The organism is Halovenus aranensis, from assembly GCF_900100385.1.
Classification (GTDB): domain Archaea; phylum Halobacteriota; class Halobacteria; order Halobacteriales; family Haloarculaceae; genus Halovenus; species Halovenus aranensis.
Map to the genome: position 1 here is coordinate 170,084 of NZ_FNFC01000008.1, position 16,204 is coordinate 186,287.

12 protein-coding genes and 1 pseudogene are annotated in these 16,204 nt (G+C 62.8%); 3 read left to right on the forward strand and 10 right to left on the reverse strand.

Annotation, left to right across the window (positions count from 1 at the left end; all coding sequences use genetic code 11):
- Window position 1: 1 nt before the first annotated feature.
- On the reverse strand, window positions 2–1,972 hold the full coding sequence (locus BLR34_RS09920) for a 3-hydroxyacyl-CoA dehydrogenase/enoyl-CoA hydratase family protein (protein WP_092702520.1): 1,971 nt from the start codon (window positions 1,970–1,972) through the stop codon (window positions 2–4).
- Window positions 1,973–2,092: 120 nt separating this feature from the next.
- Here BLR34_RS09920 and BLR34_RS09925 point away from each other — a divergent pair, with 120 nt between their 5' ends.
- Window positions 2,093–3,253: an acyl-CoA dehydrogenase family protein gene (locus tag BLR34_RS09925; protein ID WP_092702522.1), complete on the forward strand. Its 1,161-nt coding sequence runs from the start codon at window positions 2,093–2,095 to the stop codon at window positions 3,251–3,253.
- A gap of 7 nt (window positions 3,254–3,260) precedes the next feature.
- On the opposite strand, the gene rqcH is transcribed toward BLR34_RS09925, so the two are convergent.
- Both rqcH and BLR34_RS09935 read right to left on the reverse strand, forming a co-directional pair.
- Window positions 3,261–5,372: a ribosome rescue protein RqcH gene (gene rqcH, locus BLR34_RS09930; protein ID WP_092702524.1), complete on the reverse strand. Its 2,112-nt coding sequence runs from the start codon at window positions 5,370–5,372 to the stop codon at window positions 3,261–3,263.
- A 51-nt stretch (window positions 5,373–5,423) separates the two neighbouring features.
- Window positions 5,424–5,765 carry a rhodanese-like domain-containing protein gene (locus BLR34_RS09935; protein WP_092702526.1) on the reverse strand — a complete coding sequence of 114 codons (342 nt, stop codon included), beginning with the start codon at window positions 5,763–5,765 and terminating at the stop codon, window positions 5,424–5,426.
- 91 nt (window positions 5,766–5,856) lie between these two features.
- On the opposite strand from BLR34_RS09935, the gene BLR34_RS09940 reads away from it, so the two are divergent.
- Entirely contained in the window at window positions 5,857–7,923 is a 2,067-nt protein-coding gene (locus BLR34_RS09940) for a S9 family peptidase (RefSeq protein ID WP_092702528.1), read from the forward strand.
- 9 nt (window positions 7,924–7,932) lie between these two features.
- Here BLR34_RS09940 and BLR34_RS09945 read toward each other — a convergent pair whose 3' ends face one another.
- The gene (locus BLR34_RS09945; RefSeq protein WP_092702530.1) at window positions 7,933–10,332 is read right to left on the reverse strand and encodes a DUF2309 domain-containing protein; all 2,400 of its coding nucleotides are present in this window, start codon (window positions 10,330–10,332) and stop codon (window positions 7,933–7,935) included.
- A complete protein-coding gene (locus BLR34_RS09950; RefSeq protein ID WP_092702532.1) occupies window positions 10,322–11,809 on the reverse strand; it encodes a proton-conducting transporter transmembrane domain-containing protein in 1,488 nt (495 codons plus the stop codon). The genes BLR34_RS09945 and BLR34_RS09950 overlap by 11 nt, the downstream gene beginning before the upstream one ends.
- 386 nt (window positions 11,810–12,195) lie before the next feature.
- Here BLR34_RS09950 and BLR34_RS09955 point away from each other — a divergent pair, with 386 nt between their 5' ends.
- Complete coding sequence (locus BLR34_RS09955; RefSeq protein ID WP_092702534.1) at window positions 12,196–13,212, forward strand: amidohydrolase family protein; 1,017 nt, start codon at window positions 12,196–12,198, stop codon at window positions 13,210–13,212.
- Here BLR34_RS09955 and BLR34_RS09960 read toward each other — a convergent pair.
- From BLR34_RS09960 to BLR34_RS09980, 5 genes and pseudogenes are all read right to left on the reverse strand, one after another.
- The gene (locus BLR34_RS09960) at window positions 13,209–13,679 is read right to left on the reverse strand and encodes an Lrp/AsnC family transcriptional regulator (protein ID WP_092702536.1); all 471 of its coding nucleotides are present in this window, start codon (window positions 13,677–13,679) and stop codon (window positions 13,209–13,211) included. The two genes, BLR34_RS09955 and BLR34_RS09960, sit on opposite strands and share 4 nt — an antisense overlap.
- A gap of 50 nt (window positions 13,680–13,729) precedes the next feature.
- Window positions 13,730–14,173 (reverse strand): arsenate-mycothiol transferase ArsC, encoded by a 444-nt coding sequence (locus BLR34_RS09965; RefSeq protein WP_092702538.1) that lies wholly within the window; start codon window positions 14,171–14,173, stop codon window positions 13,730–13,732.
- A gap of 5 nt (window positions 14,174–14,178) precedes the next feature.
- Complete coding sequence (arsB, locus tag BLR34_RS09970) at window positions 14,179–15,336, reverse strand: ACR3 family arsenite efflux transporter (protein ID WP_092702540.1); 1,158 nt, start codon at window positions 15,334–15,336, stop codon at window positions 14,179–14,181.
- Window positions 15,329–15,727, reverse strand: coding sequence for an ArsR/SmtB family transcription factor (locus BLR34_RS09975; protein ID WP_092702542.1), 399 nt, complete (start codon window positions 15,725–15,727; stop codon window positions 15,329–15,331). The genes arsB and BLR34_RS09975 overlap by 8 nt, the downstream gene beginning before the upstream one ends.
- Window positions 15,728–15,870: 143 nt before the next feature.
- Window positions 15,871–16,204, reverse strand: a pseudogene (locus BLR34_RS09980) (IS4 family transposase); the annotation flags it as partial.

The following is a 16,204-nucleotide window of genomic DNA, read 5'->3' on the forward strand; positions in this document are numbered from 1 at the left end:
GTTACTTCCCCTTGAACTCGGGGTCTTCGTCGCTCTGGATTTTCGAGACGCCCTCCATCACGTCTTCGGTCGCGATGAGGTGACCGAACGCGAAGGATTCGGTTTCGAGGCCCGCCTCGGTGTCGTCCCGGCCGGCGAGCATCGCCTTTTTGGCGTACTCCATTGCCAGGGGTGGCCCGGCTGCGAGGTCTGCCGCAAGGTCGAGTGCCGCCTCTTCGAGTTCGTCGTTGTCGACGAGACGGTTGACAAAGCCCCAGTCGTGCATCGTCTCGGCGTCGTAGTGGTCTGCGGTAAAGATGATTTCCTTGGCGCGGCTCTCGCCCAGCAGGTGTTTCAGGCGCTGTGTGCCGCCCCAGCCAGGGAGGAGTCCGAGGTTAAACTCCGGCTGGCCGAACGTCGAGCGTTCGGTCGCGACGCGCATATCTGCACAGGTAGCCAGTTCCATACCGCCACCGAGACAGTAGCCGTCGATACCGACGACCGTCGGCATCGAGCTGGATTCGAGTTTCCCCCAGGCGTCCTGGCCGGCACGGGAGAGTTCGACGGCGTCGATGGGGTTTGCCTTGCTCGCCATCCCCATCGCGTCGGCACCGGCGCTGAAGGCGCGGTCGCCCGCGCCCGTGACTAAAATTGCACGCACGTCCTCGTCGTCTTCGAGCACGTCGATTGCCGCGCTGAACTCTTCGATCATCTCGAGGTTGACCGTGTTGAGCTGGTGGGGCCGGTCGAGTACGATGTGGCCTACCATCTCCTCGGGGTACTCGATGCGGACGTTCTCGAAGTCCTGTCCCTCGCTTTCCTCGTCCTCACCGTAGAAGCCACCCTCTTCGGCGGCCTCGCGGAGACCATCGGCAACCTCGTAGCGGCCGTGGCCGGTCTCCTCGTGACGCGATTCGAGTGTCTCGACGAGCGTGTCGAGTCCGGCGTCGTCACAGAGCTTTCCGGGGCCGTCCGGCCACCGGCCGCCCAGTTTGACCGCTTCGTCGATGTCCTCGATTGGCGCGACCTCAGCTTCGAGCAGTTTGCCGGTCTCGTTTGCCAGGACGGCGTTGAGGCGGTTGCGAACGTCCTCGCGGCCCTCGTCGGCCGGGACCTCCGCGCCGTCACCGTCCTCGTAGTCGTAGAAGCCAGCGCCGGTCTTGCGACCGAGGTCCTCGCTCTCGACTTTCTCCTCGAGCAGCGGGCAAGGCTCGTAGGGCTCACCGAGTACCTCGTGCATGTATTCGAGAACGTGGTAGGTCACGTCGATACCGACCTGGTCGCCCAGTTCGAACGCGCCCATCGGGAGGCCGATATCGTATTTCGTCGTCGAGTCTACCTCGGCGACGGTCGCGTCGCCTTCCTCGACGAGCCAGCACGCCTCGTTCATCAGCGGAACAAGAATGCGGTTGACGATGAAGCCGGGTACGTCCTTACGGACCCGGACCGGCGTCTTGTCGAGGTCCTCCGCGAGCGCCTCGATGGCATCCATCGTCTCGTCGTCGGTGTGTTCGCCGCGGATGACCTCGACGAGGTCCATCCGGACTGGCGGATTGAAAAAGTGCATCCCACAGAACTGCTCGGGCCGGTCGGTCGCCTCGGAGAGTTCGGTGATAGAGAGACTGGACGTGTTCGACGCGAAGATAGTGTGGTCGGGGCAGTGTTCGGACACTTCTTCGTAGACATCCTTCTTGATGTCCATGTTCTCGACGATAGCCTCGATGACGACGTCAGTGTCCTCGACGGCGTCGCTCATCTCGACAACAGGGGTGACACTCGCAACAGCGTCGTCTCGCAAGTCCTCGCTGATGCGGTCTTTCTCTGCGAGTTTGTTCAGACTCCACTCGATCTGGTCGTACCCTTCTTCAACCAGCTCCTCGTTTATATCACGGAGCCGAACATCGTAGCCGGCCAGTGCGGCGACCTCTGCGATGCCGTGGCCCATCGTTCCTGCGCCGAGAACGGTTATTGTCTCGATATCTTCGGGTTGCATAGTTCGTCCGGCTAGACTCGCGCCCGCGGCTTCAACGTTTTCGTTCGCTCACTGAAAAACAGCTAGCGAGTTTATTAGGGTATGGAAACGGTTATTTGGTATGGTGTGTAACACTTCCTCATGGAGTTTGGACTATCACAGGAGCAACAACAAATCAAGAAGACGGTACGGGAGTTCGCCGAAAACGAGGTCAAGCCGGTCGCCGGCGAGTACGACCGCGAGGAGAAATACCCCTACGAGATTGTCGAGAAAGCAGCCGAGATGGGACTGACGGGGTCGAATATCCCCCTAGAGTACGGCGGCGCAGGCTACTCCTCGTTGGAGACGATGCTCATCATCGAAGAGCTGTTCGCTGCCGACCCAGGTATCGCGCTCTGTATCGTCTCGACGTCTTTCGGGACAGAGAACATCGTCGAGTTCGGCACTGAGGAACAGAAAGAAGAGTTCCTCCCGCCAGTCGCGAAAGGCGAGGCGGTCGCTGGCGCGGCCATCAGCGAACCCCACGCCGGCTCTGACGTATCATCTATCTCCACGCACGCGGAGAAAGACGGCGACGAGTTCGTCATCAACGGCAACAAGATGTGGATTACCAACGGGACTATCGCCGACTACGTCGTCGCGCTCTGTGAGACCGACCCCGACGCAGAGGGACGGTACAACGGCTTTTCCCAGATTATCATCGAGACAGACCGAGACGGCTTCTCTGCGGAGAAGATTACGGGTAAGCTGGGGATTCGCGCCTCGGACACCGCCGAACTCATCTTCGACGACGTGCGCGTCCCCGAGGAGAATCTCGTGGGCACGCGCGGTGCCGGCTTCCTCCAGCAGATGCAGTTCTTCGACGAGACCCGGACCGCCGTCGCCGCACAGGGAGTCGGTATCGCGAAGGGTGCCGCAGAGCGCGCACTCCAGTACGCCGACGAGCGCGAGCAGTTCGGCCGCTCTATCGGTGAGTTCCAGGCCATCCAGCACAAGCTCTCGGACATGTTCACCAAGACAGAGGCCGCGCGGATGCTGACCTACAAGTCGGCCTGGTGTCAGGACAACGACAACGAGGAGGACCTGACGATGCTCGCCTCGATGGCAAAGGAGTATGGCTCCCGGGTCGCGGTGGATGTCGTCGACGAGGCGCTCCAGATTCACGGCGGTGCGGGCTACGTCGACGACTTCGACGTCGAGCGACTCTACCGCGACGCCAAAATCACCCAGATTTACGAGGGAACGACCGAGATTCAGAAAAACATCATCGCCCGTGAACTGCAGGGCAAGGGCATGGTGTGAGTGCCGGTCACTCGCTGTCGACCATCGAACTCTGTCCCGGCGGCAGGAACTCCTGAATGAGGTCGGGGCTGGCGATTTTTCGCACGAACGTTTCGTCGTCAAAGCGCCCCTTGAACTCTCGGTAGAGCCGTTTTGCGATGTCGTTTTGTGCGTATTTGCCGGGCTCGACTGCGATACTCGTCTCGGCTCGTTCCGTGATAGCAGCGGGCGGACCGCCGATGACACGCGTCTCTGGCTCACAGGTGATGCCGACGGCCACGCCGACCGGCGTATCGTCGAAATACGTCCGGTCGCCGCGGATGGCGAAACCGCCTTTCTCCAGGTACTCCCCGCTCTCGGGCGTCTTCGAGACCTGGTCGTCGCCGACCATGTACACGTCGGCCCCGAATTTGCCTTCTTTCCAAATCGAGGAGTACGAGGCCGCGAACTGCGCGGCTTCCTCCTTCGAGCGGTCGGGTATCTCGATGTCCTCGTCGTAGGACTCGCTGGGTCCCGTTGCTTTCAGTATCGTGGCCGGGCCGCCGTGGGCCTGCGTGTGAAAAAAGCGGTCGCCACGCGAGAGATACTTCTTGACGAGGTCTTCGTTCTGGTCGGCGTTGCGGCCGCCGATGACGAGAAAGCCGTCGCTCGTGTGGAACCAGCGATACGATTCGTACCACTTTTCCGAAGACCTGAGCGGAATCGAGGGTCGGTCGAGCCAGTCGACGTCCTCGCGCTCCTGGGCTGGTTCGTCGTCTGTGTCGTCGGCGTCGTACTCCTCGCGCCGCTTTTGTATCTCTTCGAGTTCCTCACGCGTGTTCTCGATGGCTGCCTGTGCGCCCTCTTTTTTCTCTTCGATGCGCTTTGCCTCCTGATAGATGCGGTCGGCGTTTTTCTCGACGCCGTCACTGACTCGGAGTGTCACGTCGTGGCCACCGACTGTGAGACTTACCGTCCCTTCGCTGCCGTCCAGTGAGTTGACCGCCTCGGCCGCCTCGATGCCACGCTCTTTTCCTTCCTCGAATCTGGCCTCGATATCGTCCCACGGAGTCCCCTCTTGGCGGGCCTGTCGGACCGTCGAGAGAACGTCGTCGGCCAGGTCATAGTGGGCGTACAGCGCCTCGGCTTTCTCGCGTTCTGCGTCGGCCTGTCGGTCGAAGTTCTCGATTGCGCCCTCCTGCTGTTCGATGATGCGTCGTTTCTTCTCGATTTCGGCCTCGAAGTCCGGGCGCTGTGGCGTGCTATCGGCAGGCACGTCGTCGTCCTCGTCTCCGAGGGTTGCGAAGTAGGCGTCGAGGGCGTCGGTGAACTGGTCGTAGCTGTCTCGTGCCAGGTGTGCGTGTTCCTCCAGCGGAACCGGGGTCACGTCGACGGCGTGGCTCTGGTCGTCGTCCTCGAAGTAGACGTTAGCGTCGAGGTCGCCACGCCCGAGGCGTGCCGACATGTCTTGAACCACCTCGTAGATGCGTTCGTACTCCTCGCGGTCGGCCTCGTCGATGTCGAGTGTCTTCTCGACCCCGGCGCGGGTACAGAGTTCCTCGGCCCAGAGACCGCCGAAATTCAGCTGTGTCGCAAGCGTCCGCACGACGTCGGTATCAGACTGTGCCATTCTGGCGACGAAACCGTCGATGTCGACGGCGAGGGGGTTGAATCTGGCGTCCGGGAACTCGTAAACCGAGCCCGGCGCGACGGTTCGAGATTTCAGCCTGACCGTATCGAGGCAGTCGACCACCTCGCCGTTGCCGTCGAGAACCGCGATGTTGCCGTCACCGAACAACTCAGCGACAATCGTCGTCCTGGCGTCGTCGCGCTCGAAGTGAATCTGGACGATACGGTCGAACTCGAACTGCTCGATGCCGACGAGTTCGGCCCCCTCCATACGATTTCGGAGCATCATCGCGAAGTTCGGCGGCCGCTCGGGGGCAGGCGGCACTCGCTCGGGTGTGGCTACTCGAACGTGTTTCGTCTCGCCCGTATCGAGCAGTAACTCGACGCGTCCGCGGTCGTAATGCCGTAACTTCAGCCGGACCAATCCGTCGTCGTAGAGGTACGCCTTGTCCAGGCGTGCACCCTCGTATGCCGCAAACTCACCGGCAAAGGCCGCAATATCGACGCTCGTCAGCTCCCGCTTTGAGTCCATAATCGTTGTTCCGGAAGGGGACTCAAAGAGGTGTCGCTCCGCCGAGCGGCGCTAAAACGGGGCAGCGGAGGAGCTTTCGTCTTGCTCGCTCGTAGTCGGCCCGTCCCAGCCGGTGATGCCACACGCAAGGCTGTCGACACGCCCCTCGAATCCCTCGAAGGAAGCGATGAGCCGGGCCGCCCGGACGCTTGCTTTCCCGTGGGGACAGACCGTCACCACGCGGTCGGCGTCGCGGAGTTGCTCGACCTCTCGGGGCAGGGACTCCAGCGGGATATTGAGGCTATCCGGGATGTGGCCGTGACTGAATGCCATCGGATTTCGGATATCGACAACCGTCGCGGCGTCGTCTTCGAGGAGCGACTGCAGTTCGTCAGCAGAGATTTCGCCGTCCATAACTGCCGTTGCGTTGCCGTGAGTAAACGCCTGACGTTTCGTGATACCAGAGTGGGAACGATTATAAGATACTGCGACCACGAGGAAATGCATGCTAGCCGCTGACGCACTCTACGATATCACACGGATACGCGACGCCGCCGTCTCGCCGACCGGCGAGCGCGTCGCCTTTCTCACACAGGAGTACGACCCCGACGAGGAGGAGTCGGTCAACTCGTTGTGGGTCGCCCCGACCGACGGCTCGCGGGAGCCACACCGACTGACGCGTGCCTCGGATGGGTCGAGCCCCGCTTGGAGTCCAGACGGGTCGATGCTCGCGTTCGTCGCGACCCGCGAGCGTGACCCCGACCTCCGTGTCGGCCACAACGAAGACGAGAGTGACGACCCCGACGAGACGGCTGACGCGGAGGGTGACACAGACGAGGAAGACAGTGCAGGTGCCGGCGACCCGAAGCCGCAGGTCTGGGCATTCGATATGGAACTCGGCGGGGACGCGAGCCAGCTCACCGACCACGAAGAAGGCGTCTCCGCGTTCGACTGGGGACCAGACGGTGACCGGCTCGTCGTCGCCGCCCGGGACCCGACCGAGGAGGAACAGGCGTATCTCGACCAGCGCGAGGACAACGGCCCAATCGAGGTCGAGCGTCTCCAGCACAAATACGACGGCACAGGCTATCTCGACGAGGTGACCAGCTACCTCTTCGTCGTCGACGTCACGAGCCGAGAGACTGAACGCATCGACGAGGCAAACGACGGCGGCCACGGCAGTCCCGGCGGCCTCCAGCCCGCCTGGGGGCCCGGCGACCGCATCGCCTACGTCGCCAGCCACACAGAGTGGCCCGACGACAGCTACGTCACGGACATCTACACAATCGACCCCGCGGGCGAGGACCGCCGCAAGCTGACCGAAAGCGACCACGCGGCCGCCAGCCCGGTCTGGAGTCCCGACGGAGAGCACCTCGCCTTCACCGCCCGACGGCCGGACAACTGGTACGTGCCGACGGAGCTGTGTGTCACAGACGGCACGGAGTTCTGGACCGTCACAGACGGGATAGATAGAACGCTCGGCCGCGTCGCCCCGCAGTGGGTCGACGAGGAGACGCTGGTAACGCTCATCGGCGACGAGGGGCAGACACGCTTTCTCCGGTGTGACAGAGAGGGCGGCCCAGAGCGGGTCTACGAGCGCCAGGACAGCCTCGAAACGGTGGGGACGATGGACCTTGGCGGTGGAACGCTCGTCTTCCAGGTGTCTGTGCCGACGGCGGGGGCGGACCTGTTCGCCCTCGGAGTTGACGAGTTGACCGCCGGTGATGCCGAGCGGACGCGACTCACCGGCGTCAACGACGAGTTTCTCGACGACCACCAGGTTCCCGACTGTCGACGGCTCCGCTTCGAGGGAGCACGCGGCGACGAGGTCGAAGGACTGCTGTACTACCCCGACGACTTCGACCCCGAGGACCCCGACGAGCGCGGCCTGATACTCAACATTCACGGCGGGCCGATGACCTACGACGCGCCCGGATTCCGCTTCCAGAACGCCTACTTCACCTCCCGCGGGTATCTGGTGTTCAGGGTGAACTACCACGGCTCGACCTCCTACGGCCGGGCGTTCTGTGAGTCGCTCAACGGCGAGTGGGGGATCCACGAGGTCACCGACCTGCTCGCGGGCGTCGACGAACTCCTCGACCGGGGGTGGGCCGACCCAGACCGACTCTTCCCGACGGGCTTTTCTCAGGGCGGTGTCAACACCGGCTACCTCGTCACCCAGGACGACCGGTGGGCCGCCGCCGCGGCGGAACACGGCATCTACGACCTGCGGTCGTCGTTTGGCACCGACGACTCACAGAACTGGCTCGAAGCCGACTTCGGACTCCCCTGGGAGAACCCCGAGGCATACGACGAGGCCTCGGCTATCACCGAGGTCGAGAACGTCGAGACGCCGCTTTTGGTGACTGCCGGCGAGAACGACCATCGGTGTCCCCCGAGCCAGTCCGAACAGCTCTACGTGAGCGTCCGCAAGCAGGGCATCGACGCGAAACTGGTCATCTATCCCGACGAACACCACAACGTCGGCGACCCGGACCGGGCAATCCACCGGCTGGAAACCCTCGATTCGTGGTTCGCGAGCTACGACCCCGAACGCGAGAGCGAAAAATAGCGTCCCGGTCTAGTCGTCAGGAGTGACCGTCGGCGCTGTCTCTGGTGTCTTCGCCTCCGTCGAGAGCGGCGTCCACTCGAGGTTAGCAGTGTACTCGAACGCCCGGTGGTCTTGCTCGGGGTCGACGACAGTCAGCGAGAGCCAGTCGTTGTCAAGCAGCGACTGGAGCCGTTCGTTCGCCGCGAGTATCTCGGTCACGCGCTCGACCGGCGCGTGAATAACCGTCGAGAGTCGGAGGGGCTGGTGGTATGGCTCGTCGTCTGCACTCATCAGCGACTGCGAGGGCAGTCCCGTCATCAGGTCGCCGCCGTTGCCCTGGTAGACGCCGATGTTACCGACGGCGTTGTGTGTGACTTTCGACCCGCTGCCGTAGGCCGCATTGTCGACGGTCGCAAAGTAGTACTGCGTGTTAATCCACTGCGTGACAACCATCGGGCCGGCCATGATGGCTTCGAGGGCGTTGCCGTCGGGGTCGGTCGACCAGTCGTACGAGTGGAGGAACGACCGGCCGTCGAGGTCGATGCCGTCGGTGAGGTCCCGAGGACCGACGACGAACCCGGCGTTTCCTGCCAGCCCCCACTCCGGGCGCGTCTCGGCCCAGTCGGCCGCCCGGCGCTCGGTTTCGCGGATGCCCGCTTCTCCGTCAGCACCCATGTCACGGGCGCGTTCTGTGGCGGCATCTGCCCGGGCGCTCGCGAGGTCCGTGCGGAGTTGCTCGATGGCGTCCTCGTGAGAGGCGGGAACGTCGTCGGCGTACAACTCGACCTCGTCGGTCGTCGTATTGTGTTCACCGGCGACGAAGACGGTGTCCTCTGGAATCTCGATGCCGCGTTCTCTGAGTGTTGACTGGACGGCCTCGTCGTTGCAGATGGCCGCGAGCACGCGGGCGTTCGGTCCCCCGGGATTGCCGGCACAGGCGCCACAGTCGAGGCTCGAATCGAACGGGTTGTTCGCGGTCTGGCTGGCGTGCCCGGTGAAGACGACGACACGAGCGAACTCCTCCCAGCCCATGAGCTCGAAGGCCGTGGCGGCGTATTCGACTTTCTGCTGGTGGGTGAGGCCGGCAGGCAGCGCGTGGTCTGTGTCTGGGTCGTAGTCGACGGTCGGCTCACAGAACTCGTGGCCGTCGGGGACGCGCTCGTCGGCACCCGAAACCAGGTCGTAGACACGACGGGGGAGCAGTGTCCGCGCCGCGAGAGCGACCCCATATCCCGGACCGGCGCTCTCGACGAAGCTGAACGCGGTCGCGGCGTTCGATTCGAGGCGTTTGATTGCCTGTTTCGTGGTACGAAGCGTCGCCTGCCACCGGTCGTAGACGCCTTTCGTCTCTTGGGTCGTCGCAGGCCGGTCGACGATACGGTGCTCTGCGTCGAGAATCGGCGGACAGGCATCGACGGTCACATCGGTGCCGTACCCGTCATAGCGCATCGGAACGCCGAAAAAGCCGGCGTAGCCGTGTGTCTCGTAGTCGCCAGCCGCTTCGATATGCCGGCGGAGTATCTCAGAGCGTGTGTCGATACAGAAGACCAACTGGGCGTCCGGGCGCGTGCCCGTGTCGTCGCCAAGAGTGGCACTTGCGTCGGTCAGGGGGTCGACGAGTTCGTCGCGGTAGCTGCGCTCCCAGGCGCGCAGCCAGCACTCGGGACGGGGCACGTCGCGTTCGTCCTCGGCGTCGTCGGATACCGCTTCGGGAACGACCGGCGCGTCGAAGCAGTCGACCAGCGTCAGCCGGACTGCGAGATAGCCGGCCAACGTTATCGGATAGGCCGACTGCCAGGCGTCGTCGTCGGCGACGCGCTGTTTGATGAAGCCGGTCCAGCCCGGAAGCGCGGCCAACTGGGCGCGAAAGACCGTCTCCCACTCGCCAACGGGGCTCTCGGCCAGCGCGTCCTGAATTGCCTCGACTGGCTCGTCGGGCAGGTCGGCGGCCGCGTCGGGAATCGCGCTGTCGTGTGGTGCGACACTCCGGAACGCTTGATAAAAGCCCGCCTCGCGGTCGGGCATCGACCAGTCGGCCTGGCCCTGGTCGAGAAACGCCGCCAGCCACTTCGTCACCACGGCGTCGACCCGCTCTGTCTCGAGAGCCGCCTCCGCCGTGTCGGCTGCCGTCGTGTCGGCCATCCGTTCGAGTGAGTTCTCGGGGTCGCTCTCGTATCCGTGTGCCGCGAGTTCCTCTCGGAGTATCTCGGTGTCGATGCGGTCGGCCTCAAGTGCCGCCCGGAAGAGGGCTGGGTCAGGGTACCCGTCACCGCCGAGCAGTCGCTCGGCGTCGTCGACGGCCGCATGGAACGGCCGGTCCTCGAAGCCGGCCAGCGGGTTCGCCGTCACAAACGAGTGAAGCGGCCAGACCGAGCCGACTGTCTGTGCTGCCCGCTCGATACTCTCGTGGATTGCGGACTCAGTACTCATTGTATTCCTCCGTCGAGGTGAGAAGCGTCTCCGCCGGGGGTTGGCTGGCGTTTACCAGCCAGACGTACAGCCGTTGGCTGCGCTGATAGAGGCCGCGTTCGATGGCCACGTACGCGACGACGAAGGCGAGGGCGACGACGACGTGAACGGCCGTCAGCTCCGCCGGCTCTCCGGTCGCGGGAAGGTCTGAGAGCAGGGCCGTGGTGGCCTCGTACACGGCCGCATAGAGTGCGATTGCAGGGAGCGCGACGAGCGGAACGCCACCGTAGCGAATCCAGGAGGGGAGTGCCGGGTCACGGGCGAGTTCGCGGGCCGCGTGCAGGACAGTCAGTACGACCAGCAGCGTGAGCAGGAGTCCGCTGTCGAGTTTCGTCCCTTTGCCGGTCAGGAACGCAAAGAGCACACCGCCAGCGAGTGCCGTCGCAACGACCACGAGGCCCCCAGCGACTCCCGCCGCGCCGCGTCCGTCTTTTGTCGGGCTTTTGTGTTCGAGTTGACTCCCCGAAGAGAGGAACTGATACGCCTTGTAGAACCCGTGCAAGAGGAGATGTGCGAGCGCGGCACCGAAGAAGCCAAGCCCCGCCTGCACAATCATAAAGCCCATCTGACCGACTGTCGAGCAGCCGAGCTTCGTTTTGACGTCCGTTTGGACGGTCTTCAACAGCTTTCCGAACAGTGCGCTGGCCGCGCCGACGAGAACGACCACGAGCATGAATCCCGGCTCGACGGTCACGACCGGCGCGAACCGGACGAGCAAAATCCCGCCCGCGTTGACGAAGCCGGCGTGCATCAACGCCGACGCGGGCGTCGGGGCCGTCATCGAGGAGAGGAGCCACGTATGAAACGGGACCAGTGCAGACTGCGCCATCGCCGCGACCAGAAAGCCACCCGCGGCGAACAACACGACGGGGGTCGAGATACTCTCGACGGACGACGCCAGTTCCGAGACAGTGGTCGAGCCGGTGTGATACCAGAGCGTTCCCAGAGCAACGGCCAGTGCGGCCGTACCGCCGAGGAAGTACCGTCGCGCGACCGATGCCGCGGCCTGTGCCTGTGGCCATCCCCGGCTGTTGCCGATTAGCTCGGCCATGACGAGCCCCATCAGCGCCCAGCACAGAGCAAAGAGGACGAGACTGTCGGCCGCGACCAGCGCCATCACCACGAGCGTGAACGCGAACACGCGGGCGAAGAAGCCGTCTATCGTCTTGCTCCCGGCCATGTACCGCCGGGAGTAGCTGTGGACGATGCCACTGAAAAATGTGACCGTGACCCACATCGCGACGGTCAACCCATCGACCGCAGCCAGTCCGCCGACCTCCCACGGTCCGCCGCGCCGGACGTACAACCCCAATACACCCAGACTGGCCGCCCAGAGGAGCCAGACCAGCCGCGTCAGCGTTGCCGAAACCGGCGAGCGTGAGCCATCCGGCCTCGGAAGCTGTGCCACCGTCGTCGTCGTCTCTGATTTGCCTGTCATCGTTTGTCTGTCACGACCGAGTGCCGTGTCCCCCGGTGTGTTTGACCTGCAGCCACGAACTCGGTCATCGTTATTACTCTATACGAACATTATGTGTATTAAATCTATCTATATTACCAAATTGTTCACTTTAGAGCTTTAATCGAACATATTAGTTATACTGAAGAGTCTCGGCGCTGTGAGCTAAGAGGAGAAGGCGAACAGACATCTGCGTCGACAGCGGGCCGCCAGACCACACGAGTGCAGTCAGCCGGCGACTGTGCCACTGCGGTCGGCGACAGTGGCCATCACTACTGAATCACTTGCTCGTGTCGGGTATAAATATACCGAATCGTTCGTGAGTATAGAATATAAAGACATATTGTTACCTACATCCCGCTTCTAGTATGGAGACGGTAGAGGGGACGATTCTGGCTGGGTCCGGTTTCGAGGCCGTAGAGGGTCGCGTCGTCGTCGAAGACGGTCGTATTACCGCTGTCGAGCCGACAGACACGGCGTCGAACAACATCGTGGTTCCTGCGTTCGTCAACGCGCACACACACCTGGGAGACTCTGTCGCTAAAGAGGCGGCCGTCGGTCTCTCGCTGGAGGAGGCGGTTGTGCCGCCAGATAGCCTGAAACACCGCCGACTCTCCGAGGTAGACCGCGACCAACTCGTCCAGGCGATGGAGCAGACGCTCCGGTTCATGCAACAGACCGGCACTGTTTCGACGCTCGATTTCCGAGAGTTCGGGACCACGGGCACTCGTGCACTCCGTGATGCCGCAGAGTCGCTGGCTATCGACCCGTTCATTTTCGGGAGCGACGAGACCGAAGTCCTCGACATCGCAGACGGTTACGGGGCCAGCGGCGCGAACGACGACGATTTCGGGGACGAGCGGGCCACATGCAGGGACCGCGGCGTTCCGTTTGCCATCCACGCCGGCGAACCAGACGCGACTGATATTCACCCGGCGCTCGATTTAGAGCCCGACCTCCTGGTCCACATGGTCCACGCTCGCCAGGAACACCTCGACCGCGTCGCCGCCCAGTCGGTTCCGATTGCCGTCTGCCCGCGTGCGAACGCTGTTCTCGGCGTCGGGAAGCCTCCGATTCGGGACCTTCTGGACTACACGACAGTCGCACTGGGAACGGACAACGTGATGTTGAACCCGCCGTCGATGTTCCGTGAGATGGCCTACACTTCGAACGTGTTCGACGTAACGCCGACAGAGGTGCTGCGGATGGCGACGACTGCCGGTGCAAAGATTGCAGGGCTGGACTGTGGCGTTATCGAACCCGGAAAGCGGGCGGCACTGACCGTCATCGACGGCGGTTCGGACAACCTTGCGGGCGCTGTCGACCCCGTCGCGGCGGTCGTCCGCCGCGCGGGTGCGATGGATGTCGAACGCGTACTCTGTTAGCTGTCGGTGGCGTTGAATCCGCCGAACGGCGTCGTCTCGTGGCTCCGGACGAGGACTTCGTCGGCGACGGTGAGCCCCATCTCGAGGAGTTCCTGTGCAACAGGCGTGATGTCGTCGTCGGTTTCTCCGACGGCCGTCACGAGGAGGTTCTGCTCGCCGGTGACCAGTTCCTGTACAGAGACAACGCCGTCGATGGCGAGTATCTCTGGAATGAGGTCGCCACGTTCGGGAATCGACGCAGTGCAGTAGAGCAACATCCGGAGCGGATACCCCGACCGCTGATAGTCGACCTCGGCGCTGTAGCCCTTGATTACGCCGTCGGTTTCGAGGCGCTGGATACGCTTGCGGACAGTGCTGTCCGAAGTCCCGGTTCGCTCTGCGATGTCGCCGGAGGACATGTTTCGGGCGTTCTCCTGAAGCGCGTACAGAATCGCCCGGTCCACGTCGTCGATGTCCGTCTCGCTCATACCGGTATGTCGGCGGCATGGACACTTTACTGTTGCACGTTCGCGGAGGGTCAGGCTGTCGTGGCAAGCTCGTCGAACAGGGCAGCGACGCGCTGTTCGGCTTCGTCGCGGATTTCGCGGACACGGCCGAGGTCGGTACCATCCGGGTCCTCGAGCGCCCATTCACGAATTTCGACCGCTTCACTGACATCGCTAACGTCGAGTGTCGAACAGCCCATCGTCGCGACGTAGTCACAGGTCTCGAGTTCCGCGGTCGTAATCTGTCGTGGCGTCCGGTCGGCGATATCAATCCCGGCCTCGTCCATCACCTCGACGACAGGCTCGTGAACGCTCTCTGCGGGGCTGGTTCCGCCGGTCAGAATCTCAATGCGGTCTGTGAGGCCGCGCCGCTCCCGCTCGTGTTCCGCGAAGGCCACAGACATCTGCGACCGGCCGGCGTTTTGGACACAGACGAAAGCGATGCGTGTCGGCTCGTCGTCGCTGTGTTGTGTCATGGTTGTCAATCGTCTTCCAGTGTCGCGTCTGTCTCGGTGGAGAGCTGTCCAGTCGTGGCACCGCTCCAGTCGAATCTGCGCTGGAAGAACAGGGCGACGTTGACCAACGCGAGCAGGACCGGCACCTCGATGAGCGGCCCGACCACCGTGGTAAAAGCCACCCCGGAGCCGACGCCGAACACCGCGACCGCGACCGCGATTGCTAGCTCGAAGTTGTTCGAAGCAGCGGTGAACCCGATGGCAGTCGTCGTCGAGTAATCCGCACCGATTCCTTTCCCCATCCCGAAGCTGACGAGGAACATCACGACGAAATAAATCGTCAGCGGGACCGCAATCAGGAGCACATCGCCGGGCGCAGCGACGATGTTCTCGCCCTGTGTGGCGAACATTACGATGACGGTGAACAACAGCGCGACCAGCGTGAGCGGGTCGACCGTCGGGACGAACTGGTCCTCGTACCACTCCGTACCCTTCGAGCGCGTCCCGACATATCGCGTGAGAAAGCCGCCGACAAACGGGATACCGAGAAAGATAACGATTGCCTCGAAGACCTGCATCGGCGTCACGTCGAACGTCTCGATGCCGGCCACGAGCGTCTCCATCCCGAGCAGCGGCGGCAGAAACAGCCCGAAAAACCAGACGTAGGCCCCGTACGTAACAATCTGGAAGAGGCTGTTGAACGCGACCAGCCCGGTCACGTACTCGGTCGACCCCTCGGCGAGTTCGTTCCAGACTAACACCATCGCGATACAGCGCGCCATCCCGATGAAGACCAGCCCGAGGAAGTACTCCGGTCGTGCCGGAAGCCCGGGGACGAGCCCGCTGAAAAAGAAGACGGCGAGCCCGAACATCAGCGTCGGGCCGATGAGCCAGTTCTGGACGAGACTCAGCCCGAGGACGCGCCAGTTGCTGAACACGGCCCGAAGCTGCGAGTAATCGGCTTTCGCAAGCGGCGGGTACATCATGGCGACGAGTCCGACTTCGACGAGGTGGAGGTCCTGAATCGGCTGGGTCACCGACGGCGCGAGATAGCCCAGCCCGACACCGACCGCCATCGCGCCGAAAATCCAGACGGTGAGGTACTTGTCGAGAACGTCCATCGACCGGGGGTCGCCACAGCTCTCACAGCCGCAGTTCGGTCCGTGTTCGTGGACCTCACTCATCGCTCACACACCCGTCGAGTACCGTCACGAGCGCGACTGCGCGGTTTGTCGCTCGGTACTTCTTCCAGCGCCCCTCTTTGCGTCCGTCGACAAGGCCTGCCTCGGCGAGCGCCGAGAGCGCGTGACTCAGCCCGCTCTCGGTCACGTCGACGACGGACTGTAGCTCACAGACACAGAGTTCTTCCCCCGCAGCGACGAGTGTCCGGACCAGCCTGTACCGCGTCTCGTTTGCAAGCGCCGAGAGGACGTCCAGTTCGGCCCCCAGGTGGGCCTCCCCGAGCGCTGTGTCGAGGGTCTCTAGTTCGTCGAGTCGCCGCTCGACATCTTCGCTGCGACACCCCTCGATTTCGTCGTCGAGATACCGGCGAAGCCGGTCTGTCTCTCGTGCCATTGCTAATTAGTTGAAGAAGTCTTCAATTAATTATTCCGGAATACGTCGTAGTAGCGATTAAAACGCACTTGCGCGGGCTCAGAGACCAAAATACTTGAACGTTTCTAGAACCGCATAATGGTCGCGAAAGCATTGGTCTTTAGCTAAGCCTCACCTCTAGGTTGTGTAGCGGTAACGAGTCTCTCTTGTAAGATCGGTCGTTGCTGGTGAATCTTCTGCGCATCTTCGATCAGTCGTTCTAACAGCGGTGGCGGCGAGTAACCGAGGTACTCACCCAACTCGTGGAGGAGGAGCTGGGCGTGCGACCGGAAGGTCGCCGCCCAGCGTTCTGGTGGAAACACGATCTCGTCATCTGCGACAACGGTGAGCAGATCCAACAAATCACGGCTCACTAACAGCGACAGCAACGCTGCGTACAGCAGAATCTCGACAACATGGGATTTGCTCGTAGTGAACTCATCCAGTTCGTACTGCGTC

What these genes read in the sequence shown, in the direction of transcription:
- BLR34_RS09920 (WP_092702520.1), bottom strand. Translation starts at nt 1,972, where the DNA reads ATGCAACCCGAAGATATCGAGACAATAACCGTTCTCGGCGCAGGAACG.
- BLR34_RS09925 (WP_092702522.1), top strand. Translation starts at nt 2,093, where the DNA reads ATGGAGTTTGGACTATCACAGGAGCAACAACAAATCAAGAAGACGGTA.
- rqcH (WP_092702524.1), bottom strand. Translation starts at nt 5,372, where the DNA reads ATGGACTCAAAGCGGGAGCTGACGAGCGTCGATATTGCGGCCTTTGCC.
- BLR34_RS09975 (WP_092702542.1), bottom strand. Translation starts at nt 15,727, where the DNA reads ATGGCACGAGAGACAGACCGGCTTCGCCGGTATCTCGACGACGAAATC.
- BLR34_RS09950 (WP_092702532.1), bottom strand. Translation starts at nt 11,809, where the DNA reads ATGACAGGCAAATCAGAGACGACGACGACGGTGGCACAGCTTCCGAGG.
- BLR34_RS09935 (WP_092702526.1), bottom strand. Translation starts at nt 5,765, where the DNA reads ATGGACGGCGAAATCTCTGCTGACGAACTGCAGTCGCTCCTCGAAGAC.
- arsB (WP_092702540.1), bottom strand. Translation starts at nt 15,336, where the DNA reads ATGAGTGAGGTCCACGAACACGGACCGAACTGCGGCTGTGAGAGCTGT.
- BLR34_RS09960 (WP_092702536.1), bottom strand. Translation starts at nt 13,679, where the DNA reads ATGAGCGAGACGGACATCGACGACGTGGACCGGGCGATTCTGTACGCG.
- BLR34_RS09945 (WP_092702530.1), bottom strand. Translation starts at nt 10,332, where the DNA reads ATGAGTACTGAGTCCGCAATCCACGAGAGTATCGAGCGGGCAGCACAG.
- BLR34_RS09965 (WP_092702538.1), bottom strand. Translation starts at nt 14,173, where the DNA reads ATGACACAACACAGCGACGACGAGCCGACACGCATCGCTTTCGTCTGT.
- BLR34_RS09940 (WP_092702528.1), top strand. Translation starts at nt 5,857, where the DNA reads ATGCTAGCCGCTGACGCACTCTACGATATCACACGGATACGCGACGCC.
- BLR34_RS09955 (WP_092702534.1), top strand. Translation starts at nt 12,196, where the DNA reads ATGGAGACGGTAGAGGGGACGATTCTGGCTGGGTCCGGTTTCGAGGCC.